This window comes from Actinomadura syzygii (assembly GCF_008085905.1).
Lineage (GTDB): Bacteria > Actinomycetota > Actinomycetes > Streptosporangiales > Streptosporangiaceae > Spirillospora > Spirillospora syzygii.
On sequence record NZ_VSFF01000008.1, the window covers coordinates 335732 to 359183 of the forward strand.

Genomic DNA, 23452 nt, shown 5'->3' on the forward strand with positions numbered 1-23452 from the left:
GCCCGTCGGCAGGACACCGCACGGGCGTATTGTGCACAAGTAACATACAATCCTGGCCAAGGTCCATCCAGGCGCCCGGTGTCGGCATGAAATTTGGTCTTCGTCCTGTTCAGCGCACTCACCTGGTTGACATGGCGACGCGACCTTGCCAGGGTGGCCATCGTGTATGCACTTTGCATGCAACTCCTAGGTAAGGAGGGAGTTCGGTGGCAGAAGTTCACCGGCGCGCGCCCGACCGGCCGGAGAGGTGGGACGTCGTCGTCATCGGCGGGGGCAACGCCGCCCTGGTGAGCGCCATGAGCGCGCACGACCAGGGCGCCCGGGTCCTCGTCCTCGAACGGGCGGACCGGACGTTCCGCGGCGGCAACAGCCGGCACACCCGGAACATCCGCTGCGTCCACCGGTCCGCGGACGACTACAACACCGGCGCGTACCCCTACGACGAGCTGTGGAAGGACCTCTGCGGCGTCGGCACCGGCCCGAGCGACGAGGACCTCGCGGAGCTCACGGTCACCGAGTCCGAGAGCGTGCCGGACTGGATGAGCGCGCACGGCGCCCTCTGGCAGAAGCCGCTGGCCGGAACCTTGCACCTCGGCCGGACCAACCGCTTCTTCCTCGGCGGCGGCAAGGCGCTCATCAACGGCTACTACCGCGAGCTGGAACGCCGCGGCATCCCGGTCTGGTACGAGGCCAAGGTCGAGTCCCTCGAATTCGACGGCCCCCGCTGCAACTCGCTGGTCGTCGACGTCGGGGGCAAGCGGGTAACGGTCACCGCCACCGCCGTCGTCTGCGCCAGCGGCGGATTCGAGGCCAACCTCGACTGGCTGCGCGAGTACTGGGGCGACGCCGTGTCGAACTACCACATCCGCGGACCGCGCTTCAACGACGGACTGGTCCTCCGCCAGTTGCTCGACAACGGCGCCGCGGTCGCGGGTGAGCAGCGCGGGTTCCACTCCGTCGCCGTGGACGCGCGCAGCCCGAAGTTCGACGGCGGCATCGCGACCCGCATCGACTCGATCCCGTTCGGCGTGGTCCTGAACAAGAAGGGCGAGCGGTTCTACGACGAGGGCGAGGACATCTGGCCCAAGCGCTACGCGATCTGGGGACGCAACCTCGCCGGCCAGCCGGACCAGATCGGCTACTGCGTCTGGGACAGCAAGGTGCAGGGCCTGTTCCTGCCGCCGATGTACGGCGTCTACAAGGCCGACTCGATCGCCGGGGTCCTCGACGCGATGGGCCTGCCCACCGAGCCTGGGCGCACCACGATCGAGCGGTTCAACGCGGGCGCGCCCGCCGACGCGGCCGGGCGCTTCGATCCCGGCGGCCTGGACGGCGTCGCCACGGCCGGGGTCGTCCCGGCCAAGACGAACTGGGCGCAGCGCATCGACACCCCGCCGTACTACGGCATCACCGTCCGTCCCGGCATCACCTTCACCTACATGGGCGTGAAGGTGAACGCCGGCGGGCGGGTCGTCCTGGAGGACGGCTCGACCATGGAGAACGTCTTCGCCGCCGGCGAGATCATGTCGGGCAACGTCCTCTCCTCCGGCTACCTCGCCGGCTTCGGCATGACCATCGGCACCGTCTGGGGCCGCATATCGGGACGGGAGGCCGCGCGGCATGCTCTCCGATGACCTGTTCGCCGAAGCCGAGCGCCAGCTCAACATCTGCAATTCGTGCCGCTACTGCGCGGGGTACTGCCCGGTGTGGCCGGCGCTCGAACTGCGCACCCAGCTGACCGTCACGGACGTCACGCACCTGTCCAACCTGTGCCACGACTGCCAGGACTGCTTCACGGCGTGCATGTACTCGCCGCCCCACGAGTTCGCCGTGAACCCGCCGCAGGTGTTCGCGTCCGTGCGCGAGGAGACCTACGGGTCCTACGTCTGGCCGGCCGAACCGCCCGCCGCGCTGCGCGGGCGGCGCGGCGTGCTCGCGGCCTTCCTCGGCAGCGCCGTCCTCGTCGCGGTCCTGGCCCTGCTCATGGGCGAGTCCTCGGTGGTCGACGGATCCCACACGCGCTCGCCGTACGAGCTGATCCCGCACTTCACGCTGGCCGTCATCGTGCTGATCCCCACGATCTTCACGCTGCTGGTCATGGCCCGCGCGGCCTGGCGCTACTGGCGCGACATCGGCGGGACGCTCGCGGGCCTCACCGACCTCGCCGCGTGGACGCGGACGTTCGGGCAGGCCGCGACGCTGCGGCACCAGACGGGCGGGCAGGAGGGCTGCTCCTACCCGGACGGGGAACCGGCGGGCGCCCGTCGCAGGTTCCACCACATGGTGGCCTACGGGTTCCTGCTGACGTTCGTCTCGACGGTCTCCGCCTTCATCCTGGAGACGTTCCTCGACTCGGCGCCGCCGTACGACGTGGTGTCGGTCCCGGTGCTCTCGGGGACGATCGGCGGCGTCCTCGCCTCGGTCGGCTGCGTCGGCCTGCTGGTGCTCAAGCGGCGCGCGGACGTCCTGCAGAGCACCGAGTCCATGCGCAGGGCGGACCACGCGCTGCTCTGGGCGCTGCTCGCGCTGATGCTCAGCGGCCTGGCGGTGCTGGTGCTGCGGGCGACGCCCGTGTTCGGGCCCGTCCTCGGGCTGCACCTCGCCACCGTCATCGTCGCGTTCGCGATCGCGCCGTACACGAAGTTCTTCCACTGGGTCTACCGGGTGCTGTCGATCCAGTACGACAACCGCGAGTCGCGCCGCCGCGCGAGCGCCTAGCGGGACCGCCTAGCGGGACCGCCTAGCGGGACCGCGTTTCTCCATACCCATTGCATGCAAATTGATCAAGGAGCTCGGATGACCGGCAGCGGCATGACCACCGAACCGTCCCAGGAGCAGTACGACGCGGCGGTGCGCGCACTGTTCCACCTGGCGCGGGGAAACCTGTTCGGCGAGGACGTCCCGCCCGCGCTGCGGGCCGTGGGGGACGCCGGCTTCGCGACCGGCCTCCGGCTCCAACTCGGCGTCCTCGCCGCCTGGGAGGCCGCCGGTGAGCGGCTCGGCGGCTGGAAGATCGGCCTGACCTCGCGGGGCGCGCGCGACGGGATGGGCGAGGGGGTGCGCCCGCACGGCTTCCTGCTGGAGAGCCGGATCCTGGCGTCGGGCGCGCGGGTGGCCGAGGAGGTCCCGAACCTCAAGCTCGAACCCGAGGTCGGCGTGGTGCTGGGCAAGGACCTGGCCGGTCCCGACGTCACCGTGCAGGAGGCGCGCGACGCCGTCGAGGCCGTCGTCCCCGCGCTGGAGGTCAACTCGGGACGCCTGGTCAAAGGCATGTCCGTCGCGGTTCGGCTGGGCAACTCGCTGAACAGTTGGGGAATCGTGGTGGGGGAGCCGGTGGATCCCGCGTCGGTCGACCTGGCGGCGCTGTCGGGCGAGATCGGCAGCGAGGAGGGCGTGCTCGGCACCGGCGAGACCTCGCCCGCGACCCTGGACGACCCGTACCTGTCGCTGACCCGCGTGTGCCGGAGTCTGGCGTTGAACGGGCGGGGGCTGAAGGCGGGCCAGCACCTCATCACGGGGTCCATCACGGCGCCGGTCCCGGTGGCCGGTGCACACAACTACTACGCGGACTTCGGCGCGCTCGGCCGCGTGGAGCTGGAAGTGCCCTGATCTGTCCGTTTTGGAGGGCGACATGCGATCGTGCCCCCACCAGCGGCTCGAAACTCTTGACCAGGGGTGACGCCGCTCACTACGGTGTCGCATACAAGCTGTATGGAAAATGCCGGACAGGCGGTCTGTGCGGTGGGCAGCTGGGTGAACGGAGACAAGCAATGGGTGTAAGCGTTTCCCGCGGAAGGACGTGGGGCCGCCTCCTCGCGGCCGGTGCCCTCGCCACCGCGCTGAGCGTCTCGCTCGTCGCCTGTGGGGACGACGGCGGCGGGACCGCCAAGCCGGGGGCCAACGGCGGGAAGCCGGAGAAGGCCAGTATCACGGTGACGTACGGCTCGGACTCCGCGAGCACCGCACCGCTGTGGATCGCCGCCGACGAGGGCTTCTTCGCCAAGCACGGGCTCACGGTCAAGGTGGTCCACGGCACGAGCAGCGTCGGCGCGATCGCCACGGTCTCCGGCGCCGCGGACATCTTCCTCGGCGAGGCGACGACGTCCTTCCAGGCCGTCAGCCGCAACCAGCCGCTCGAGATCGTCGGCGCGCTGCGCAAGCTGAGCGACTTCAAGCTCTACGTGCGGCCCGACATCACCAACGTCGAGCAGCTCAAGGGCAAGAAGGTTGCGATCTCGGCGGCCGGCGACAGCTCGGACATGGCCACCCGGCAGGCGTTCACGGAGCTGAAGTCCTCCACCGACGGGATGACGCTGCTGCCGACAGGCAACTCGTCCAACCGGGTCGCGGCCCTGACGACGGGCCGGGTCTCGGCCACCCTGCTCACCGAGCCCTCGGCGACGAAGGCGAAGAAGGCGGGCATGCGCGAGATGCTCGACCAGACCGACAAGCCGTTCCTCGGCAGCGGCATCACGATCGCGAACAAGTTCGGGAAGTCGAACCCGAACACGGTCGTCGCGTTCATCGAGAGCCTCGTCGACTCGATCCACTGGCTGCAGGACAAGGCCAACAAGGACGCGGCGATGAAGGTGATCTCGAAGTGGCAGGCGAAGCCGATCGACGACCCGGACGTCGTCCGCGGCTACAACACCTACTCGACCCCCGGTGAGCTGCAGATGGACCCGACCCCCGACGCCGCCGCGGGCCAGGCGATGGTCACCGGCCTCAAGGCCATGGACGCCAAGGCCTACGCGAACCTGGAGCTGGACAAGGTGTACAACCTCACGTTCGTGAAGGCGATCGAGGACTCGGGCTACCTGACCAAGGTCTGGGGCGACAAGCTCAAGTCCTGACCGGACATCGGACACCGGACACCGGACGGCGCGAAGCCGCGGGCCCGGGGCGTCGGGCGGTCGCCCCGCCCCGGGCCCGGAACTATTGTGTACAAAAAGAATGCAATCTAGGAGGGCGCTGATGTCCGCGGCACTGTCGGCACTGTCGGGCCTGCGCGTGCTGGAGATCCCCGGGCCCTACGGCCAGTACGCCGGCAAGCTGCTGGCCGACCAGGGCGCCGAGGTCGTGCTGGTCGAACCCCCCGGAGGGGCCGCGACGCGGCGGGCCGCCCCGTACGTGGCCGACGAGCCGGGACCGGACACGAGCCTGGCGTTCGCCTACTACAACGCCAACAAGCGCTCCATCGTCCTCGACCTGGACGCGGAGGAGGGCAGGGTCGCGTTCCGCGCGCTGGCCGCCTCCTACGACGTGGTGCTCGACGGCAGCGGCGTGGTGGGCAACCTCGACGCGCTCGGGCTGGGTTACGACCAACTCAGCGCCCTCCGCCCAGAGCTGGTCATGACGGTCGTGACGCCGTTCGGCACGGACGGCCCGTACGCCGATCACCAGGCGACCGACCTCGTGCTGATGGCCCTCGGCGGGCTGCTCGGCCTCGGCGGCTACGCCGACGGCATCCCGACCCGCGCATACGGCGACCAGGCGCTGCTCGCGGCCGCCCAGTTCGCCGCGGTCGGCACGATGCTCGCGGTGCTCCAGGCCGAGCGGACCGGACGCGGCCAACTGGTGGACGTGTCGGCGCAGGAGGCCGTCGTCATGGCGCACGAGAACGCGGTCCAGTGGTACGCCCTCGAACACGTCGACCGGCGCCGCAACGGCGGCGAGGCGCGGCAGGCCGCGGTCGGCGTCTACCCGTGCCGGGACGGCCACGTCTACCTGCTGGCCAAGGGCCTCGGTGTCTTCTGGGACGAGCTCGTCGGCTGGCTCGAGGCCGAAGGCGTCGAGGGCGCGGCCTCGCTGCGCGACCCGAAGTGGAAGGACGACGCCTACAACTCCAGCGACGAGGGCAAGGCCGAGTTCGCGACGATCTTCGGCCGGTTCGCCATGAACCGGACGAAGGCGGAGCTGTACGAGGCGGCCAAGCGGGCGCGGCTGCCGCTCTGCCCGGTCAACACGCCCGCCGATCTGATCGCCGGCCCGCAGCTCGCGGCGCGCGGCTACTTCGTCGACGTCCCGCACCCGCCGACCGGGCGGACGCTGCGGATGCCCGGCACGCCGTTCACCCTGTCCGCGTGCCCCCGCGCCGAGACGGTCCCCGCGCCGTCGCCCGGTGCGCACACCGCCGACGTGGTCGGCCCGCTGACCCTTGGAGCGCAGTCATGACGGTCACCGCCCTGCCGCTGGACGGCGTCCGCGTCGTCGACTTCACCTGGCTCGGCGCCGGCCCGTACACGACCCGGACGCTCGCCGACCACGGCGCCGAGGTCATCCGGATCGAGTCCGCCAAGCGGACGGACCGGCTGCGCGTCCTGCCGCCGTTCGCCGGAGGCAGGCGCGAGGGCAGCGTCAACCGCAGCGGGTACTTCGCCGACCGCAACAGCAACAAGCTGGGCGTGACGATCAACCTGAAGGACCCGGCGGGCGTCGACCTGGTGCTGAGGCTGATCGCGACCGCCGACGTGGTCGCCAGCAACTTCACGCCTGGCACGCTCCAAAGCCTCGGCCTCGGCTACGAGCAGGCCCGCGCGGTGAAGCCCGACATCATCTTCCTCGAGATGGGCATGCAGGGCGCGACCGGCCCGGACGCCTCCGTCGTCGGCTACGGCCAGACGGTCAGCGCGCTGACCGGCCTCTACCACCTGTCCGGCCTGCCGGGCCGGGTGCCGGTCGGGACGGGGACGAACTACCCCGACCACGTCCCCGCGCCCGCGCACTCCGCGTTCGCCGTCCTCGTCGCGCTGCGCCACCACCGCCGGACGGGGGAGGGGCAGTACATCGACCTCTCCCAGGCCGAGACCATGGTCTCCCTGCTGGGACCGGCCGTCCTCGACTGCTCGGTGAACGGCCGGGACAACGGACCGCGGGGCAACCGCGCGGACTACGCCGCCCCGCAGGGCGTCTACCCCGCCGCGGGCGAGGACCGCTGGATCGCGATCAGCGTCCTCGACGACGCGCAGTGGACGAGCCTCACCGCTGAGCTCGACGTTCCCGAACTCGCCGACGCGTACCCGGCCGCCGCCGACCGCCACGCCGCGCACGACGAGATCGACGCCGCCCTCGCGAAGCGCACGGCGGCCGCCGACCCGTTCGAGCTGGCGGCCCGCCTCCAGGCGCGGGGAGTGCCGGCGGCGGCGGTCAACACCTTCGGCGACCTGATCGAGTCCGACCCGCAGCTCGCGCACCGGGGCCACTTCGCCGTGCTCGACCATCCCGAGATGGGGCCGTCCGTATACAACGCCCCGCCGTACCGGCTGCGCGGCGTCGACGGCGGCGACGTGGGCGCGATCATGCGGACGCCCGCGCCGCTGCTCGGCCAGCACACCCGCGACGTCTGCTCCCGGGTGCTCGGCCTGGACGACGCGACCATCGACGAGCTGGCCGGACGCGGGGTGCTCGGATGAACCCGTCCAGGCGCGCGGCGATCGTCGGGGTGGGGCTCACCCCGCAGGGCAAGCTGCCGGGATCGACGAACCTCTCGCTGGAGACGGACGCCTTCAAGACGGCGCTCGCCGACTCCGGCCTGGCCAAGGACGACATCGACGGGCTGCTCTCCGAGCCGGGCACGACCGACATGCACTGGGCGCTGGACTACCTGCGCCTCGGCCGGGCCCTCGGCATCAACCCGAAGTACACCGGCAGCTTCGCGATGGGCGGCGCGACGGCGGGCAACCTCGTGCAGCTCGCCGCGATGGCCGTCACGTCCGGCATGGCCGAGTACGTCGCGTGCTGCTTCGGTGACGCCGCCAAGACGGGCAAGCGCCGACCGCTCCAGGCGGCGGGCGGCTACCTCGGCGTGGAGACCGCCAACAACGGCGTGTGGGGCGCGTTCGGGGCGGCGACGTGGAGCGCGATCACCGCGAGCCGTCACATGGCGCTCTACGGGACGACCGACGACCAGCTCGGCGAGGTCGCCGTGAGCGCCCGCGCGTTCGCCGCGATGAACCCGGCCGCCATGATGCGGAACCCGATCACCCTGGAAGACCACCACGCCTCGAAGATGATCGTCGAGCCGTTCCGGCTGCTGGACTGCTGCCTGGTCAGCGACGGCGGAGCGTGCGTCATCGTCACCACCGCGGAGCGGGCCCGCGATCTCAGGCAGCCGGTGATCACGATCGCGGGCATGGGACAGGGCTTCATCACGCAGGACCACGAGTGCGAGGAGTGGTGGTACGGCCCGCACCAGAAGGCCGCGATGGACCGCGCCTACGCGATGGCCGGACTCGGGCCGCAGGACGTCGACGTCGCCGAGCTGTACGACAACTTCACCATCAGCACGATCCTCTGGCTTGAGCACGCCGGGTTCTGCAAGGTCGGCGAGGGCGGGCCGTTCGTGCAGGGAGGACGCATCGGTCCGGGCGGCGAGCTGCCGGTCAACACGCACGGCGGGCACCTGTCCGCCGGGCACCCGCAGGGCTGGTGGACGCTCATCGAGGCCGTCGAGCAGCTGCGCGGCGCGTCCGGCGACCGGCAGGCGCCGGACGCCGAGGTCGCGCTCGTCGGCGGCCGCGGGCTCGTCCTGAACACCGCGAGCGCCCTGCTGCTCACCGGAGGCGGACGATGACGACCCCCGAGAAGCCCATCCCGACTGTCACCGACGAGAACCGTCCGTTCTGGGACGGGTGCGCAGCGGGCGAACTGCGCATGCAGCGGTGCGCGTCGTGCTCGCACGTCCGGTACCCCGTCCAGCCGCTCTGCCCGAAGTGCCTGGACGACTCCGCCGAGTGGACGGCCCTGTCCGGACGCGGCGAGGTCTTCGCGAAGGTGATCTACCAGCGGGCGTTCAACCCGGCCTTCGCCGCCGACGTCCCGTACAACCTGGTCCTGGTCCAGCTCGACGAGGGCCCGCGGATGTACGGAAACGTCGTCGGCCCGGCCGACGACGGGATCCGGGTGGGCGCGGCCGTCGCCGTCTGCTTCGACGAGGTCGCCGAAGGCGTGTCCGTCCCGCGCTTCCGACTCGCCACCGACTGACAGGAGTCCGCGTTGGACCGCACCACCGAGAGCATCGTCGAATACGCGCTGTCCTACTCCCTGGACGACCTCACTCCGCCGGTGATGGAGGCGGCGCTGAACCACATGGTCGACACGGTCGCCGTGGCGATCGCGGGCACCACGGCCGAGTCGTCCAGGATCGCGACGAGGCTCGCCACCGCCTACCGGACGACCACCGGCGCGACCGTGGTCGGCGCCGACCGCACCGCCTCGCCCGACTGGGCCGCCTTCGCCAACTCCCTCATGGTCCGCACCTACGACTGGAACGACGGGATGCAGGCGCGCGGCGGCGGGCACCCCAGCGACATGATCCCCGGCCTGTGGGCGGTCGCGGAGACGGTGCACGCCTCCGGTCGGGACCTGCTCGTCGCGACCGCGCTGGCGTACGAGCTGCTCGGCGGCCTCGGCGTCGTGGTCGAACGCGGCCCGTGGGACCAGGGCCTGTTCATGGGCGGCGCCGTCGCGCTCGCCGCCGGCCGCCTGCTCGGCCTGGACCGGCAGCGGCTCGGCGAGGCGGCGTCGCTCGCCTACACGACCGCGATGCCGCTGTCGGTGCACCGCTGGGGCGCGCTGAGCATGATGAAGGGCGCCTCGACGGCGATGTCGGTCCGCAACGGCGTGTTCTGCGCGCTGCTGGCCCGGGACGGGTTCACCTCCGCGCCCGAGCCGATCGACGGCTTCTACGGGCTGGCGCACATCGTCGGCGAGTTCACCCCGCGGCTGCCCGTCATGCCCGGCGGGCCCAGCGTCATCGAGATGTCGCACCAGAAGCCGGTGCCCGCCGAGAGCCAGGTGCTCGGCCTGCTCGACAAGGTCCCGGAGATCCGGGCGTGGGCGGCCGGCGGCGAGATCGTCTCGATCGACGTGGAGATGAGCGAGCGGGCGGTGCGGCACGTCGCCGACCCGGCCAAGTACGACCCGCGGAACCGCGAGACCGCCGACCACAGCCTGCCGTACCTGCTCGCGGTGGCGCTGGCCGACGGCGAGGTCACGCTCGACTCGTACCGTCCGGAGCGGCTCCGCGACCCGGCGCTGCGCGCGGTCATGGAAAGGATCAAGGTGCGCCCGAACGAGGAGTTCACCAAGATCCGCGCCGAGTTCGACGGCGTCACGCGCGCCCACCCGGTCAAGGCCGTCTTCCGGCTGGCGGACGGGCGCGAGCGCGTCGAGGACCTCCGCTTCCACAAGGGCCATTTCCGAGATCCGATGACGCGGGCCGACCTGGACCGCAAGTTCGAGCTGGCCTGCCGGGGCGTGGCGAGCGCGGCCCAGCGCGACGCGATCCGCGAGGCGTGGTGGCGCCTGGAGTCCGCCGCCGACGCCGCCGGCCCGATAGGCATGCTCGCGAAGTTCGATGGCCGACCTTCCGAGGGTCTGGAGGGCGTCTCCCAGAAAGGTGCGGCGGCATGAAGGTGACTGTTCGGATCTCTGCCGCGCCCGCCTTCGACGGCGGTGCGGCGGGAGTCGGCGCGTTCGCCGAGCGGATCCGCCGCGCGGACGAGTACGGCTTCCACCGGATCTCCGTGGGCGACACCCAGCTCAACAACCTGGAGTGCTTCACCGCGCTGGGCGTGGCCGCGCAGCACAGCTCGCGCGCGATGCTCGGCCCCGGCGTCACGAACCCGGTGACGCGCGACGTCGGCGTCATGGCCAACACGCTCGCCAGCCTCGACGCGGTCAGCGGCGGGCGGATGTTCTGCCTGCTGGCGCGCGGCGATGGAGCGGTCCACAACGCCGGTCTGCGACCGGCGACCGTCGACCAGATCGGCGCGTACTTCCAGGCGCTCAAGGATCTGCTGAACACCGGCTACGCGACCTTCGGCGACCGTGCGGTCCGCCTGCCGTGGGCCGGGAAGCACGAGCGGAAGGTGCCGCTGTACCTCGTCGCCGAAGGCCCGCGGATGCTGCGCCTGGCCGGGCGGATCGCGGACGGCGTGTTCGTCGGCGCCGGGCTGACCCAGGAGGTCGTCGACGACGCGCTGGCGAAGATCGCGAGCGGTGCCGAGTCGGCCGGACGCACCATCGCCGACCTGGACATCTGGTGGGACACCCGCAGCGGCGTCGCCCTGACCCGCGACGACGCGATGCACCGCGCCCGCGAGAGCCTCGCGTCGGTGGGCAACCACGTCTTCCGCGCCGGTTTCGAGGGCAAGCACGCGCCGCCCGAACTGCACGACCGGCTGCGCGAGTACGCGCGGCGCTTCGACTACTCGGAGAAGGGGACGTCCGTCCAGAACGGCCCCCTGATGGACGAGCTCGGGCTGACGGACTACTTCGAGCGGCGGTTCGGCGTCATCGGCACGCCGGAGCAGATCGTGCGGCGGCTGCGCGAGCTGGAGAAGCTCGGCGTCACGCAGGTCAGCATGGCGAGCCACGACCGCGGGCTGAAGGGCGTGCCGGACAGCGTCACGCTGCTGGGCGAGGCCGTTCTGCCTCACGTCCGGTGAGCGGCCCGACCGGGTCGATCACCGCGGGAGTCGCGTCGCTCATCGCGGACACCCCGCGGTCGGCGGTTCCCCCGGCCGCGCTGGAAGCGGCGAGACGCCACGTCCTCGACACGTTCGGCGTCACGCTCGCCGGTTCGGCGGAGCCCGTCGTCGCCGCGGCCCTAGACGTGCTCGCCCACCCGCCGTCGGCGGGCGGGGCCGCGCTCGTCGGGCTGGGCCGGTGGGCGGGTCCCGTCGACGCGGCGCTCGTCAACGCCGTGTCGGCGCACGCGATCGACTACGACGACGTGCACAGCCACGTGCGCGGACATCCGTCGGCCTGCGTCCTGCCCGCCGCGCTCGCCGCCGCCGAGCAGGCCGGACTGGACGGCGCGGGCCTGCTGGACGCGTACGTCGTCGGGGTCGAGGTGGCGGGCCGGGTCGGCCGCGGCTTCGACGCCTCCCACGCCCGGCAGGGCTTCCACAGCACCAGCACGCTCGGCGTGCTGGGCGCGGTGGCGGCGGCCGCGCGGGCGTTCGGGCTGACCGCCGGGCAGACCGCGCACGCGCTCGGCATCGCGGCCTCGTCCGCGGGCGGGCTGCGGAGCAACTTCGGGACGATGACCAAGCCCCTGCACGCCGGGTTCGCGGCCCGCGACGGCGTCGCCGCCGCGCTGCTGGCGCGGCGCGGGGTGACCGCGACCGAGACGGTCCTGGACGGGCCGGGCTCGTTCACCCGCGTGTACTGCCCGGACGGCGGCGAGCCGGACGCGGCCCTCGGCCCGGACGGGCCGTGGGAGATCCTCGTCCCCGGCATCGCGATCAAGAAGTACCCGTGCTGCAACCGCGGCCACCGCACCGCGGACGCCGTCCTGGACCTGGTCCGCAACCTGGACCTCCGCGCGGACGACATCGCCGAGGTGCGGGTCCGCATGCCCGCGGGCCAGGTCGACGGCGCGGGCCGCGTCGGGCCGATGACCTTCCCCCGTCCCGCGTCGGGGCTGGAGGCGAAGTTCAGCATGCAGTACGTGGTCGCGGCGGCGGTGCTGCACCGCGCCCTGCCGATGGCCGCGTTCACCGACGAGGGCGTGCGCGACCGGCGGATCGCCGGCCTGATCGGGCGGGTCCGTCCGGTGAACCGCCCGGACGGGGACGACCGCGTCGAGGTCGTGATCACGGAGCGGTCCGGCGCCGTCCACGCGCGCTCGGTGCGGTTCACCCGCGGCGACCCGCGCGGCGGCGCGCCGCTGCCGTGGGACGAGCTGCTGGTGAAGTACCGCGACTGCGCCGTCCCCGTCCTCGGCGAGGACGCGACCGCCCGGTCGGCCGCGCTCGTCGAGCGCCTGCCCGCCCTGCCGGACCTCCGCGAGCTGACCGGACTGCTGGCCGGGACGACCGCGGGATGAGTTCGAGCCTGCGCGCACTGAACTCCCGCAACTACCGGCTCTGGGTGTCCGGGACGGTCCTGTCGAACATCGGCACCTGGATTCAGCGCACCTCGCAGGACTGGCTCGTCCTCACGGAGCTGACGCACCACTCGGGTCTCGCGACCGGGATCACCACGGGGCTCCAGTTCGCCCCGCTGCTGGTGTTCTCCACGCACGCGGGCCTGCTGGCCGACCGGCTGAACAAGCGCAACGTCCTGATCGGCGCCCAGTCGCTGATGGCGGTGTCCGCGCTGACGCTGGGGCTGCTCGTCGTCACGCACACCGCGCAGTTGTGGCACGTGTTCGCGTGCGCGTTCCTGCTCGGCTGCGGGACGGCGCTGGACACGCCGTTCCGGCAGGCGTTCGTCTCGGAGGTCGTGCCGCGCTCGGACGTGCCGAGCGCGGTGAGCCTCAACAGCGCGTCGATGAACATCGCCCGGCTCGTCGGCCCCGGCGTCGCCGGGCTGATCATCGCGGCGTGGGGCACCGGGCCGGGCTTCCTGATCAATGCCGGCAGCTTCGTCGCGGTGCTGACCGGCCTCGCCCGGATGCGGCAGTCGGACATGTACACGAGCGGCCGCCTGCCGCGCGGCAAGGGCCAGATCCGGGAGGGCCTGCGCTACGTGCGCGGCCGCCCCGACCTGCTGATGATCTTCGCGAGCGCGGGGCTCGTCTGCACGATCGCCTTCAACTGGCAGGTCACCGGCGCGCTGATGGCGAGCGGCGCGTTCCACCGGGGGCCGCGCGCCTATGGTCTGCTGGGCACCTGCATGGCGGTCGGCTGCCTGATCGCCGCCTTCACCAACGCCCGGCGGACACGGCCGCGCATCGCGCTGGTCAGCCTGGCGTCACTCGGTCTCGGCGTCGCGATGACCGTCGGCTCGCAGCTTCCGGTGTACGGGTTGTATGCAGCCGCCACGGTCCCGATCGGATTCTTCGCGATCACGTTCATCAACATCACCAACGTCTCGGTGCAGATGACCACGCCGGCGCGTTTCCGGGGCCGCGTGGTGTCGCTGTACGTCCTCGTCCTGCAAGGCGGGACACCGCTCGGCGCCCCGCTCGTCGGGTGGCTCGGCACCCAGTTCGGGGCCCGCTGGTCGGTGCTCGCGGGCGGCCTCTCCGCCCTGGTGGCAGCGGTTGGCGGCCTCCTTCTGATGCGGCTGCGGCCGGGGATCGTCCGGCGCTACGAGGACGCCATCGCGGCCGAGGCGCGGACGGACGCGGCGGCCCGCGGGCCCGCCGCCGGGTCCGCCCCGGAGCAGGGGCTCGCCGACGCGGGCCCGGCCGCCGCCGACTAGCCGCGCGACCTGCCCGGCCACCGCGAAACGACCTCGGAATCGACCTTGAATCGGCCATTGCCTGACCGCTGGCGGTGAGCTACGGTACATCTTGTATGTAATCGGCATGCAATCTTGAGGGGACGTGCCTTGATCATCGCCGACCAAGTGGCGCAGGGTCTTTATGAGCTGGGGATCCGACGTGTATACGGTCTTCCGGGCGAGGACCACATGGCCCTGCTCGACTCGTTCGCCAAGGCCGGTCTCGACTACCGCGCCGCGTTCAACGAGTCCGCCGCAGTGATCATGGCGGCGACCGAGGCGCAGGTCTCCGGCCTGCCCGGCGTCGCGGTCCTGTCGCTGGCGCCCGGCGTGAGCAACGGGGTCAACGGCCTGTTGAACACCTACCTGGACGAGGTCCCGCTCATCTTGGTCTCCGGCCAGCACCCGGCCGACTCGCTTCCCTTCGTCGTCCGGCAAGGGTTCGACATCGCCCAGATGGTCGCGCCGATGACGAAGTGGCGGGCGAAGGTCACGTCCGGGATGAACGTTCCGGCCGTGCTCGGCCGGGCGGTCGACGAGGCGATGTCCGGACGCCCCGGCCCGGTCTACCTCGAGCTGCCGGACGGCGTCGCCGTCGCCGAGCCGAGGAGCGCCGCCGAGCCGAGGAGCGCCGCCGACGCGGGTCCCCGGTTGCGGGCGCGCTGGACGGGCGAGCCCGAGCAGGCCCCCGCGTCCCCGGCCGCCGTCGCCGGTCTGGCCGACCGGCTGGCCCGCGCCGAACACCCGGTCCTGGTCGTTGGAGGCCGCAGGCGCCGCCTCAGCCCGGAGACACTTGCCGCCTTCGCCGAGGCGTACCGCGTGCCGGTGCTCACCTCGTCCAGGCAGAAGGGCCTGCTCGACGGCGGCTGCGCCTATTTCGCGGGCACGTTCCTGAACGGCACGCTGGAGAAGGACCTCGTCGGGCAGGCCGACCTGATCCTGATGGTCGACCCCGAGTCCTTCGACTTCTACAACAAGGGCTGGAACTTCAGCGCCCCCGCCGTCGCGCTCATCGACGACAAGTTCACCGAGTGGATGAACCCGTTCGAGCAGACGTTCGTCGGCGACCCCGAGGCGGTGCTCGCCGCCCTGACCGCCTCCAAGGACCGGGCCGCCTCCACGTGGACGGACGCGGCGGTGGCGGAGTACCGCGCCGGGCTGCGGGCCAAGCTGCTGCCCGAGACGGACGTCTTCTCGGTCGCCCACGCCGTGGAGGCCGCGCTGTCGGCATGGCCGACGGACGGATACCTGGTCGCGGACGCGGGCTTCGGCAAGCCGCTGGTCGCGATGCTCTCCGAGCCGAGTGAGCCGGACGCCTACTTCGCCTCCAACGCGCTGTCCACGATGGGCTACACGATCCCGACGACGGTGGCGCTGCGCCGGGCGGTGGACCGTCCGATCCTCGGCTTCCTCGGCGACGGCTCGCTGCTGATGCGCGCGCCGGAGATCGCCGTCAGCGCCGAGGCCGGTCCCGGCGCCGTCTACCTGGCGATCATGGACCGCTCGCTCACCCAGATCTCGGTCAAGCAGGAGCGCCGCGACCTCGCCACCGTCGGGGTGACGCTGCCGCCCGTCTCGTGCGCGAAGCTCGGCGACGCGCTCGGCGTCGAGGGCGTCGACGCCCAGTCCGCCGACGAGGTCGCGGCGGCGGTCGCGAAGGGCCTGTCCGGCGACCGGCCGGTGCTCGTCGGGGCCTACGTCGATCCCGAGCCGTCCCGTGTCCTTTTCGAACTCCTCCGAGGCTGAGGCGGGTTGATCATGAGTGAACGTCCTGTCGTGGCCCTGTTGGACGCGATGCCCGAGACCTCCCGCGCCGTGCTCGCGGACGTCTTCGGCGCCGACTTCGACGTCGTGTGCGTCCCGGACAACAGCGCCGAGGCCAAGCGCGCGGCCGCCGTGGGCGCGACCGTGCTGCTCACCATGTGGGGCTCGGTCGACGCGGACACGATCGCGGCCGCCCGGGACGCCAGGCTGATCCAGAAGCTCGGCGTCGGCACCGACAAGATCGACGTCGCCGCCGCGGACGCCGCCGGCATCGCGACCTTCAAGGCGGCGGGCATCAACGCCGACGCCGTCGCCGAGATCGCGGTGCTGCTGGCGCTCGCCGTCGGCCGCGCGTTCCCGAAGGCGATGGACGCCGCCCGCCGCGGCGTCGTCGCCAAGGAGGACCTGCGCGCCGAGTCGTTCCAGCTGCTGGGCAAGACGGTCGGTCTGCTCGGCCTCGGCGCGATCGGCCAGGCGACCGCCCGCCGCTTCGCCGGATTCGGCGTCGACATCGTCTACCACGACCTGCGCCGCATCCCGGCGGAGCGGGAGCGCGAACTCGGCATCCGGTACGTCGACCGCGACGAACTGCTCCGCCGCGCGGACGTGATCTCGCTGCACCTGCCGAGCACGCCGAGCACCGACGGGATCGTCGACGAGACCTTCCTGAAGGCCGCCAAGCCCGGCCTGATCCTGGTGAACACCGCCCGGGGCTCGCTGGTGGACGAGCAGGCGCTCGCCGCCGCGATCGGCGAGGGCCGCGTGCTCGGCGCCGGGCTGGACGTCACGGCGCGGGAGCCGCTGCCCGCGGACTCGCCGCTGCTGGACCTGGAGCGCGTCGTCCTCACCCCGCACGTCGGCGGCGCCGTCGCGAACAACTTCCCGCGCGTCATCCGCCGCGCCTACGAGAACGCCCGCGCAGTCCTCGACGGCGGTGACGTGTCGCCCGCCGACGTCGTCTCGTGGCCCGGACGGAAGGGGACCTGATGTCCAGCGCGACCGTCAGCACGGTGCGGGACTTCGCCGACCTGTTCGGCGGCGCCGACGAGCCGCTCGGCGCCGTCGTCGACGGGGCCTGGGCCGCTACCGGCGGCGGCGAGATCGTCGTCGAGGACCCGGCGACCCGCCTGCCGCTCGCGTCCGTGGCCGAGGCGACGGACGAGGACGTCGACCGCGCCGTCGCCTCCGCGCACCGCGCGTACCGGGACGTCTGGCGCGACCTCGGGGGAGTGCGGCGCGCGGAGATCCTCCTCGCGGTGGCGGACGGGATCCGGCGGCACGCCGACGGCCTCGCCCGGCTGGAGACCTACGACACCGGCAAGCCGCTGCGCCAGGCCCGGTCCGACGTCGAGACGGCGGCCCGCTACTTCGCCTTCTACGCCGGTCACGCGGACAAGATCTACGGCGAGACGATCCCGGGCGAGGGCTCCTACTGGACGTACACGCTCCGCGAGCCCTACGGCGTGGTCGCCCACGTGACCCCGTGGAACTCCCCGCTGAGCCAGATGTGCCGCGGCGTCGCGCCGTGCCTGGCCGCCGGGAACACGGTGGTGGTCAAGCCCTCCGAGGTCACCCCGCTGTCGAGCCTGGCCGCGGCGCGGCTGTTCGTCGAGGCGGGCCTGCCCGCCGGTGTATGCAATGTCGTCGCCGGGTATGGCGCGACGACCGGCGCCGCGCTGATCGCGCATCCGCTGGTCCAGCACATCGGCTTCACCGGGTCCGTCGCCACGGGCAGGGCGATCCTGCACGGCGCGGCCGAGCGGATCGTGGGCTGCAACCTCGAACTCGGCGGCAAGTCGCCGACGATCGTCCTGCCCGACGCCGATCTGGAGGCGGCCGTGACCGCCGGCGCGATCGCGGTCGTCCGCAACGCCGGGCAGTCCTGCTTCGCCACCACCCGCCTGATCGTGCACCGCTCGATCGCGGAGGAGTACGGGCAGCGGGTGGCCGCGGCGATCGGGCGGCTGTCGGTCGGGCCGGGCATCGAAGACCTGGACCTCGGCCCCGTCGCGTCCGAGCAGCAGTTGCGGAAGGTCCGGGAGGCGGTGGCGGCCGGCGTCGCCGAGGGCGCGCGGCTGGCCGTCGGCGGATCCCGGATCGAGGGACTCGACGGCTACTTCCTCAGCCCCGCCGTGCTGGTCGACGTGCGCAACGACATGCGCGTCGCCCGGGAGGAGATCTTCGGCCCCGTCCAGACGGTGATCCCGTACGACGACGTGGACGAGGCGGTGGCGATCGCCAACGACTCCAGCTACGGGCTCGCCGCCGGGGTGTTCACCCGCGACGTCGCGACGGCGCACCGGCTGGCGCGGCGGCTGGAGGCCGGGCAGATCCAGATCAACCGCTATCCGATGGGCGGGGTCGAGACGCCGTTCGGCGGATACAAGCAGAGCGGTCTCGGACGGGAGAAGGGGCTCGCCGCCCTGGAGCACTACACCCAGCTCAAGACGGTGATAGTCGCGGACTGACCGAGTCCGCGAGAGCCCGACATCGAGTCCGTTGAGAGAACTCTGATCTCTTCCCAGAACCCCATCCGGCGTGTTAGACCGTCTCGTATGCAAATGGCATGTAAATAGGAGTGGCAGTTTTGGACACGACGACCGCCCAGTTGGTCGACTTCAGTCTCCGTTTCGACGAGAGCTGGCTGACCGACTCCGTCGTACGCGCCGCCGTCGACCGTGTCGTCGACTCGGTGGCGTGCGCGATCGTGGGCTACGAATCCGAACCCGGACAGATCGCCGTGGCGGCGGCGCGCGGCGTCACCTGCGACGCCCCCGCCACGGTCTTCGGCGCCCGGCTGCGCACGACGCCGGAGCTGGCCGCGTTCGCCAACACGACCATGGTGCGGACGTTCGACTGGAACGACGGCATGCTCGCCCAGGGCGGCGGCCACCCCAGCGACATGATCGCCGCGGTGATCGCCGCCGGTGAGGCCGTGCACGCCAGCGGCCGCGACGTCCTGCTCGGGATCACGCTCGCCTACGAGGTGCTCGGCGCGCTGGGCAACGCGGCGCCGACCCGCGCCAAGGGCTTCGACCAGGGCACCTTCATGGGGGTCGCGGCCGCGCTCGGCATCGGCCGGATGCTCGGCCTGGACGCGGACCAGTTGGCCAACGCGGTGTCGCTCGCGATCGTCCCGCACGTCCCGCTGCGCGTGAACCGCACCGGCCTGCTGTCGATGTGGAAGGGGTCGGCCACCGCGTCCGCGATGCACAGCGCGATCTTCGCGGTGCGGCTGGCGCGGCTCGGCATGACGGGCCCCGCCGAGCCGTTCGAGGGCAAGACCGGCGTCTTCGACCAGACCGTCGGGCCCTTCGAGGCCAAGCTGCCCGCGAACGACGACGGACGGCTGGTCGTCGAGATCTCGCACCTCAAGCAGTTCCCCGCGGAGACCCACGGGCAGGCCCTGCTCGGGCTCATGCCACGGGTGCGGGAGTGGCGGAGCGTGGACCAGATCGAGTCCATCCGCATCGAGGCGTACTGGCAGGCCTACCACGAGATCGCCATGCACCCGTCCAAATGGGACCCGACCACCCGCGAGACCGCCGACCACTCCATGCCGTACCTGCTCGCGGCGGCGCTCGTCGACGGCGGCATCGACGTGCGCGCCACCTTCACCCCCGAGCGGATCGCGGACCCGGCGCTGCGGCCGATCATGAACAAGGTCTCGGTGACCGAGGACAAGGCGTTCACGGCCGGCTTCCGCCCGCCGGGAAAGGGCATCGCCGGCGAGCCGCGGATGCGGCTGATCGTGACCGCCGTCGACGGCGCGACGTTCATCGAGGAGGTCGGCTACCACCGCGGCCACTCGCTGAACCCGATGAGCCGCGCCGAGATCGACGCCAAGCTCGACGCGACCAGCGCGGGCGTCCTCAGCGACGAACGCCGCGAGGCGATCCGCGCCGCCTGGTGGGCCGTCGCGGACGCCCCCGACATCTGCGAACCCATGGCAGCGACCGCCGACTTCGGCGCCGACAAGGAGGTGGCCTCATGACGGCCTTCCAGTACGTCCGTCCGGCCGAGATCCCCGAACTGGCCGAAGGTCAGCGCTTCTCGACGGTACTGATCGGAGCCGACTCCGGGGGCGCGCAGTCCGAGGTCCGCCTCATCGTGACGCCGCCCGGCGGCGGGTCGCCCCGGGGCCTGCACACGCACAGGTGGGAGCAGCTCTTCTACGTCCTGGACGGCGTGATGGCGATCGAGGTGGACGGGCAGCGGCACGACGTGGGGCCGGGCAACCTCATCGTCTTCCCGGCGGAGATGCCCCACCGCAACTGGAACGAGACGGACGCCAACACGGTCCACCTGGCCATCAACGCGCCCATGCCGCCGTCGAAGGCGCCCAAGAACGAATCAGCGATTGGCCCGAAGTCATGATCGACATCAACGAGAAGTTCACGGTCGCCGCCGCGCCCGAACGGGTCTACGAGGTCCTCTCCGACCCGAACGCGGTGGTGGAGTGCGTCGCGGGCGCCTCGCTGGGCGACAGCCACGAGGACGGCTCCTTCGACGGCATGATGACCGTCAAGTTCAGCGCCCTGCGCATCAGCTTCAAGGGCCGGGTCAAGCTCGACCTCGACCCCGGGACGCGCAGCGGGACGGTCCACGCGCGCGGCCGGGACGGGCAGGGCGGGACGAAGTTCCAGGCCAACGCCACCTTCCAGATCACGCCCGTGGACGGCGGCGCCTCGTCCGAGGTGACGGCGACCGGCGAGGTGGAGCTCAGCGGCAAGCTGGCCTCCGTCATCGAGGGCGCCGCGACGGCCGTCGTCAAGCGGATGACCGGCGAGTTCGTCGAGGCGCTCTCGCTGCGCTGCGCCAGCGGGGACGCGCTGCTCGGCTCGGCGCCGAAGCCCGCCCCGGCGGCGGCCGAAGGGAACTCCACCGCTCCCGCCACCGCCTCCGGCGGCGGCGACGCCCCGCCCGTCCCCGGCGTGCTGCTGCTGCACGGCTTCGGCGGTTCGCCGAACAGCCTGCGCCCCTGGGGCGAGGCGCTCGCGGACGCGGGCATGGCGGTGTCGATCCCCCGCCTGCCCGGCCACGGGACGCGCTGGCAGGATCTCGACCGCACCGGCGAGGACGACTGGCTGGCCGCGGCCGAGCAGGCGCTGACGGCGCTGCGCGAGGACCACGAGCAGGTCTTCGTCATGGGACTGTCCCTCGGCGCGACCCTCGCGCTGCGCCTGGCGCAGCGGCGCCGCTCGGACGTCGCGGGCGTCGTCATGGTCAACGCCGTCCTCGACGGCCTGCCCGGCACCTCCGGGATCCTGCGCCTGATCCGTCGTTCGGTGAAGGCCACCGCCAACGACGTCAAGAAGCGCGGCGCGGTGGACGTCGGGTACGCGCGGGTCGGGCTCAGGTCCGCCGCCGCGCTGCGCCGCCTCGGCGCCGCCGCGCGGGACGCGGCCGGCGCGACGGCGGTGCCCGTCCTGGTGGTCAGCAGCAAGCACGACCATGTCGTCCCGTCCGAGCAGAGCCGGCGGCTCTACGGCGCGCTGCCCGGCGGGAGCAGGGAACGCCTCGAATTCTCCGACAGCTATCACGTCGTCCCGGTGGACAACGACGCCGCGGCCCTGTTCGCCCGCAGCGTCGAGTTCGTCCATGGACGAACCCTGATCAAGACCTGAATGGAAGGCGGAACCATGGCGTCCAATGTCCAGTCCGTCGACGACGCGTCGAGTGTGAGCGCGGCGGAGGCGGGCCCGCCCCGCTCCCGGCGCGCGGCGGACGCGGCGGCGGCGAAGCGGCGCAGCCGCAACCGCAAGCTGAAGAAGATGATCTGGCCGCTGGTCAGCACGCTGTCGGTGGTCGTCTTTCTCGGCGCGTGGCAGATCGCCGCGTCCACCGAGGCGGTCAACCCGCTCTTCACCAGTTCGCCGAGCCGCGCCGTCGAGGCGTTCCGCGACCTGGTGGACCGCGGCGAGCTCTGGCCGAACCTGTGGATCAGCGCGCAGGAGTTCCTGATCGGCTTCGGCCTGGCCGTCGTGGTCGGGATCCCGCTGGGCATCCTGATCGGCTGGTACCGCCCGGTCGAAGCGGTGTTCAGCCCGTTCGTGACGTTCATGAACTCGATCCCGCGCATCGCGCTGCTGCCGCTGCTCATCATCTGGATCGGCATCGGCGTCCCGCTCAAGATCACGATCGTGTTCCTCGGCGCGGTCATCGCGATCCTGATCAACACGATCGCCGGCATGAAGGCGCTCGACCAGCAGCTGCTCACGATGGCGAGGTCGTTCAAGGCCAGCGACTTCCAGATCTTCCGGACCATCGCGCTGCCCGGCTCGGTGCCCTTCATCCTCAGCGGCCTGCGGTTCGGCCTCGGCCACTCGCTCGTCGGCGTCGTCGTCGGCGAGATGTTCGCCTCCAACCAGGGCATCGGCCACATCATCGCGGTGGCGGGCAACACGTTCCAGACCGACCTGGTGTTCGTCGGCGTCGTGATCATCGCTTCCTTCGGCCTGCTCTTCACCTGGCTGCTGGCCAGGCTGGAGCAGCGCTTCGAGTCCTGGCGGAAGCCGTAACCCCAGCTCGCCGCGGGCGGTGAAGCCGCGCCATCCAGTCCCGAAAGGGGGCAACCCAGCAATGGGAATTCCAACGAAGAACAGCCGACGCGGGCCGTCCGACACGGACGGGCAGGCTTCCTCGACCGGGGCGCACGTCTCGATCAAGGGCGTCAGCGTCGAGTACGAGACCGCGCGCTCGGGCGTCAAGGCCGCGCTGAAGGACGTCAGCCTCGAGATCGAGGCCGGCGAGTTCGTGTGCGTGGTCGGCACGAGCGGTTGCGGCAAGACGACCCTGTTGAAGGCCATCGACGGCCTCGTGCCCATCTCGTCCGGGACGGTCGAGCTGGACGGCAAGAAGGTCACCAAGCCCGGCAAGTCCCGCAGCGTGGTGTTCCAGGCGGCGTCGCTCCTGCCGTGGCGCACCGTCGTGGGCAACGTCCGCTACGGGTTGGAGATGCAGGGACGCGGCCGCGGCAAGGCCAAGGACGACACCGCCCGGACGGTGGAGAGCCTGATCGAGCTCGTGGGCCTGAAGGGGTTCGAGCACGCCTACCCGAGCGAGCTGTCCGGCGGCATGCAGCAGCGCGTCAACCTGGCGCGCGCGCTGGCGTGCGACCCGCAGATGCTGCTGCTGGACGAGCCCTTCGCCGCGCTCGACGCCCAGACCCGCGAGATCATGCAGGGCGAGCTGGTGAAGATCTGGGGGGCCAGCAACAAGACCGCCCTGTTCATCACCCACCAGATCGACGAGGCGATCTACCTGGCGGACAAGGTGGTCGTGATGACCGCCCGGCCGGGCCGGATCCGCGAGGTCATCAAGATCGACCTGCCGCGTCCCCGGCCGCTCCAGATCAAGCGCGACCCGGAGTTCGTGGCCTATCTGGACCAGGTCTGGACGATGATCGAGGAAGAGGGCCGCCTGGCCGCGATGCGCGACCGGGGTGTGGCCCAGCACTGACGGGCACGGCGAGGAGGGACCGGGTGAGCCGTCACGGCCCACCCGGTCC

The 23452-nt window shown here is 71.8% G+C and carries 20 protein-coding genes; all 20 read left to right on the forward strand.

Going from position 1 to position 23452, the window contains the following annotated elements:
• Positions 1-206: 206 nt before the first annotated feature.
• The 20 genes from tcuA to FXF65_RS22120 all read left to right on the forward strand — a co-directional run bounded on the left by tcuA (position 207) and on the right by FXF65_RS22120 (position 23403).
• On the forward strand, positions 207-1634 hold the full coding sequence (gene tcuA, locus FXF65_RS22025; RefSeq protein WP_148351878.1) for an FAD-dependent tricarballylate dehydrogenase TcuA: 1428 nt from the start codon (positions 207-209) through the stop codon (positions 1632-1634).
• A complete protein-coding gene (gene tcuB, locus FXF65_RS22030) occupies positions 1621-2718 on the forward strand; it encodes a tricarballylate utilization 4Fe-4S protein TcuB (RefSeq protein WP_148351879.1) in 1098 nt (365 codons plus the stop codon). Before tcuA ends, tcuB begins: the two co-directional genes overlap by 14 nt.
• Before the next feature lie 78 nt (positions 2719-2796).
• Positions 2797-3609: a 2-keto-4-pentenoate hydratase gene (locus FXF65_RS22035; RefSeq protein ID WP_187412443.1), complete on the forward strand. Its 813-nt coding sequence runs from the start codon at positions 2797-2799 to the stop codon at positions 3607-3609.
• A 161-nt stretch (positions 3610-3770) separates the two neighbouring features.
• A complete protein-coding gene (locus FXF65_RS22040) occupies positions 3771-4853 on the forward strand; it encodes an ABC transporter substrate-binding protein (RefSeq protein ID WP_148351881.1) in 1083 nt (360 codons plus the stop codon).
• 121 nt (positions 4854-4974) lie between these two features.
• Positions 4975-6174, forward strand: coding sequence for a CaiB/BaiF CoA transferase family protein (locus FXF65_RS22045; RefSeq protein WP_222868673.1), 1200 nt, complete (start codon positions 4975-4977; stop codon positions 6172-6174).
• The gene (locus FXF65_RS22050; protein WP_148351883.1) at positions 6171-7412 is read left to right on the forward strand and encodes a CaiB/BaiF CoA transferase family protein; all 1242 of its coding nucleotides are present in this window, start codon (positions 6171-6173) and stop codon (positions 7410-7412) included. Before FXF65_RS22045 ends, FXF65_RS22050 begins: the two co-directional genes overlap by 4 nt.
• Positions 7409-8572, forward strand: coding sequence for a thiolase family protein (locus FXF65_RS22055; protein ID WP_148351884.1), 1164 nt, complete (start codon positions 7409-7411; stop codon positions 8570-8572). The genes FXF65_RS22050 and FXF65_RS22055 overlap by 4 nt, the downstream gene beginning before the upstream one ends.
• Positions 8569-8982 carry a Zn-ribbon domain-containing OB-fold protein gene (locus FXF65_RS22060; protein ID WP_148351885.1) on the forward strand — a complete coding sequence of 138 codons (414 nt, stop codon included), beginning with the start codon at positions 8569-8571 and terminating at the stop codon, positions 8980-8982. Before FXF65_RS22055 ends, FXF65_RS22060 begins: the two co-directional genes overlap by 4 nt.
• 12 nt (positions 8983-8994) lie before the next feature.
• Complete coding sequence (locus FXF65_RS22065; RefSeq protein WP_148351886.1) at positions 8995-10413, forward strand: MmgE/PrpD family protein; 1419 nt, start codon at positions 8995-8997, stop codon at positions 10411-10413.
• Positions 10410-11450: an LLM class flavin-dependent oxidoreductase gene (locus tag FXF65_RS22070; protein ID WP_148351887.1), complete on the forward strand. Its 1041-nt coding sequence runs from the start codon at positions 10410-10412 to the stop codon at positions 11448-11450. Before FXF65_RS22065 ends, FXF65_RS22070 begins: the two co-directional genes overlap by 4 nt.
• A complete protein-coding gene (locus FXF65_RS22075; protein ID WP_148351888.1) occupies positions 11447-12835 on the forward strand; it encodes an MmgE/PrpD family protein in 1389 nt (462 codons plus the stop codon). Before FXF65_RS22070 ends, FXF65_RS22075 begins: the two co-directional genes overlap by 4 nt.
• The gene (locus tag FXF65_RS22080) at positions 12832-14157 is read left to right on the forward strand and encodes an MFS transporter (protein ID WP_148351889.1); all 1326 of its coding nucleotides are present in this window, start codon (positions 12832-12834) and stop codon (positions 14155-14157) included. The genes FXF65_RS22075 and FXF65_RS22080 overlap by 4 nt, the downstream gene beginning before the upstream one ends.
• 129 nt (positions 14158-14286) lie before the next feature.
• Positions 14287-15924 (forward strand): thiamine pyrophosphate-binding protein, encoded by a 1638-nt coding sequence (locus FXF65_RS22085; RefSeq protein WP_148351890.1) that lies wholly within the window; start codon positions 14287-14289, stop codon positions 15922-15924.
• Positions 15925-15936: 12 nt separating this feature from the next.
• On the forward strand, positions 15937-16929 hold the full coding sequence (locus FXF65_RS22090; protein WP_148351891.1) for an NAD(P)-dependent oxidoreductase: 993 nt from the start codon (positions 15937-15939) through the stop codon (positions 16927-16929).
• A complete protein-coding gene (locus FXF65_RS22095; protein WP_148351892.1) occupies positions 16929-18410 on the forward strand; it encodes an aldehyde dehydrogenase family protein in 1482 nt (493 codons plus the stop codon). The genes FXF65_RS22090 and FXF65_RS22095 overlap by 1 nt, the downstream gene beginning before the upstream one ends.
• A gap of 119 nt (positions 18411-18529) precedes the next feature.
• The gene (locus FXF65_RS22100; protein WP_187412444.1) at positions 18530-19936 is read left to right on the forward strand and encodes an MmgE/PrpD family protein; all 1407 of its coding nucleotides are present in this window, start codon (positions 18530-18532) and stop codon (positions 19934-19936) included.
• Positions 19933-20319 carry a cupin domain-containing protein gene (locus tag FXF65_RS22105; RefSeq protein WP_148351894.1) on the forward strand — a complete coding sequence of 129 codons (387 nt, stop codon included), beginning with the start codon at positions 19933-19935 and terminating at the stop codon, positions 20317-20319. Before FXF65_RS22100 ends, FXF65_RS22105 begins: the two co-directional genes overlap by 4 nt.
• Positions 20316-21569, forward strand: coding sequence for an alpha/beta fold hydrolase (locus FXF65_RS22110; RefSeq protein ID WP_148351895.1), 1254 nt, complete (start codon positions 20316-20318; stop codon positions 21567-21569). Before FXF65_RS22105 ends, FXF65_RS22110 begins: the two co-directional genes overlap by 4 nt.
• 15 nt (positions 21570-21584) lie before the next feature.
• Positions 21585-22463 carry an ABC transporter permease gene (locus tag FXF65_RS22115; RefSeq protein WP_187412445.1) on the forward strand — a complete coding sequence of 293 codons (879 nt, stop codon included), beginning with the start codon at positions 21585-21587 and terminating at the stop codon, positions 22461-22463.
• Positions 22464-22524: 61 nt separating this feature from the next.
• Positions 22525-23403 (forward strand): ABC transporter ATP-binding protein, encoded by an 879-nt coding sequence (locus tag FXF65_RS22120; RefSeq protein WP_148351897.1) that lies wholly within the window; start codon positions 22525-22527, stop codon positions 23401-23403.
• Positions 23404-23452: the final 49 nt, after the last annotated feature.

What these genes read in the sequence shown, in the direction of transcription:
- tcuB (WP_148351879.1), top strand. Translation starts at nt 1,621, where the DNA reads ATGCTCTCCGATGACCTGTTCGCCGAAGCCGAGCGCCAGCTCAACATC.
- FXF65_RS22035 (WP_187412443.1), top strand. Translation starts at nt 2,797, where the DNA reads ATGACCGGCAGCGGCATGACCACCGAACCGTCCCAGGAGCAGTACGAC.
- FXF65_RS22040 (WP_148351881.1), top strand. Translation starts at nt 3,771, where the DNA reads ATGGGTGTAAGCGTTTCCCGCGGAAGGACGTGGGGCCGCCTCCTCGCG.
- FXF65_RS22045 (WP_222868673.1), top strand. Translation starts at nt 4,975, where the DNA reads ATGTCCGCGGCACTGTCGGCACTGTCGGGCCTGCGCGTGCTGGAGATC.
- FXF65_RS22050 (WP_148351883.1), top strand. Translation starts at nt 6,171, where the DNA reads ATGACGGTCACCGCCCTGCCGCTGGACGGCGTCCGCGTCGTCGACTTC.
- FXF65_RS22055 (WP_148351884.1), top strand. Translation starts at nt 7,409, where the DNA reads ATGAACCCGTCCAGGCGCGCGGCGATCGTCGGGGTGGGGCTCACCCCG.
- FXF65_RS22060 (WP_148351885.1), top strand. Translation starts at nt 8,569, where the DNA reads ATGACGACCCCCGAGAAGCCCATCCCGACTGTCACCGACGAGAACCGT.
- FXF65_RS22070 (WP_148351887.1), top strand. Translation starts at nt 10,410, where the DNA reads ATGAAGGTGACTGTTCGGATCTCTGCCGCGCCCGCCTTCGACGGCGGT.
- FXF65_RS22080 (WP_148351889.1), top strand. Translation starts at nt 12,832, where the DNA reads ATGAGTTCGAGCCTGCGCGCACTGAACTCCCGCAACTACCGGCTCTGG.
- FXF65_RS22090 (WP_148351891.1), top strand. Translation starts at nt 15,937, where the DNA reads ATGAGTGAACGTCCTGTCGTGGCCCTGTTGGACGCGATGCCCGAGACC.
- FXF65_RS22095 (WP_148351892.1), top strand. Translation starts at nt 16,929, where the DNA reads ATGTCCAGCGCGACCGTCAGCACGGTGCGGGACTTCGCCGACCTGTTC.
- FXF65_RS22105 (WP_148351894.1), top strand. Translation starts at nt 19,933, where the DNA reads ATGACGGCCTTCCAGTACGTCCGTCCGGCCGAGATCCCCGAACTGGCC.
- FXF65_RS22110 (WP_148351895.1), top strand. Translation starts at nt 20,316, where the DNA reads ATGATCGACATCAACGAGAAGTTCACGGTCGCCGCCGCGCCCGAACGG.
- FXF65_RS22115 (WP_187412445.1), top strand. Translation starts at nt 21,585, where the DNA reads ATGGCGTCCAATGTCCAGTCCGTCGACGACGCGTCGAGTGTGAGCGCG.
- FXF65_RS22120 (WP_148351897.1), top strand. Translation starts at nt 22,525, where the DNA reads ATGGGAATTCCAACGAAGAACAGCCGACGCGGGCCGTCCGACACGGAC.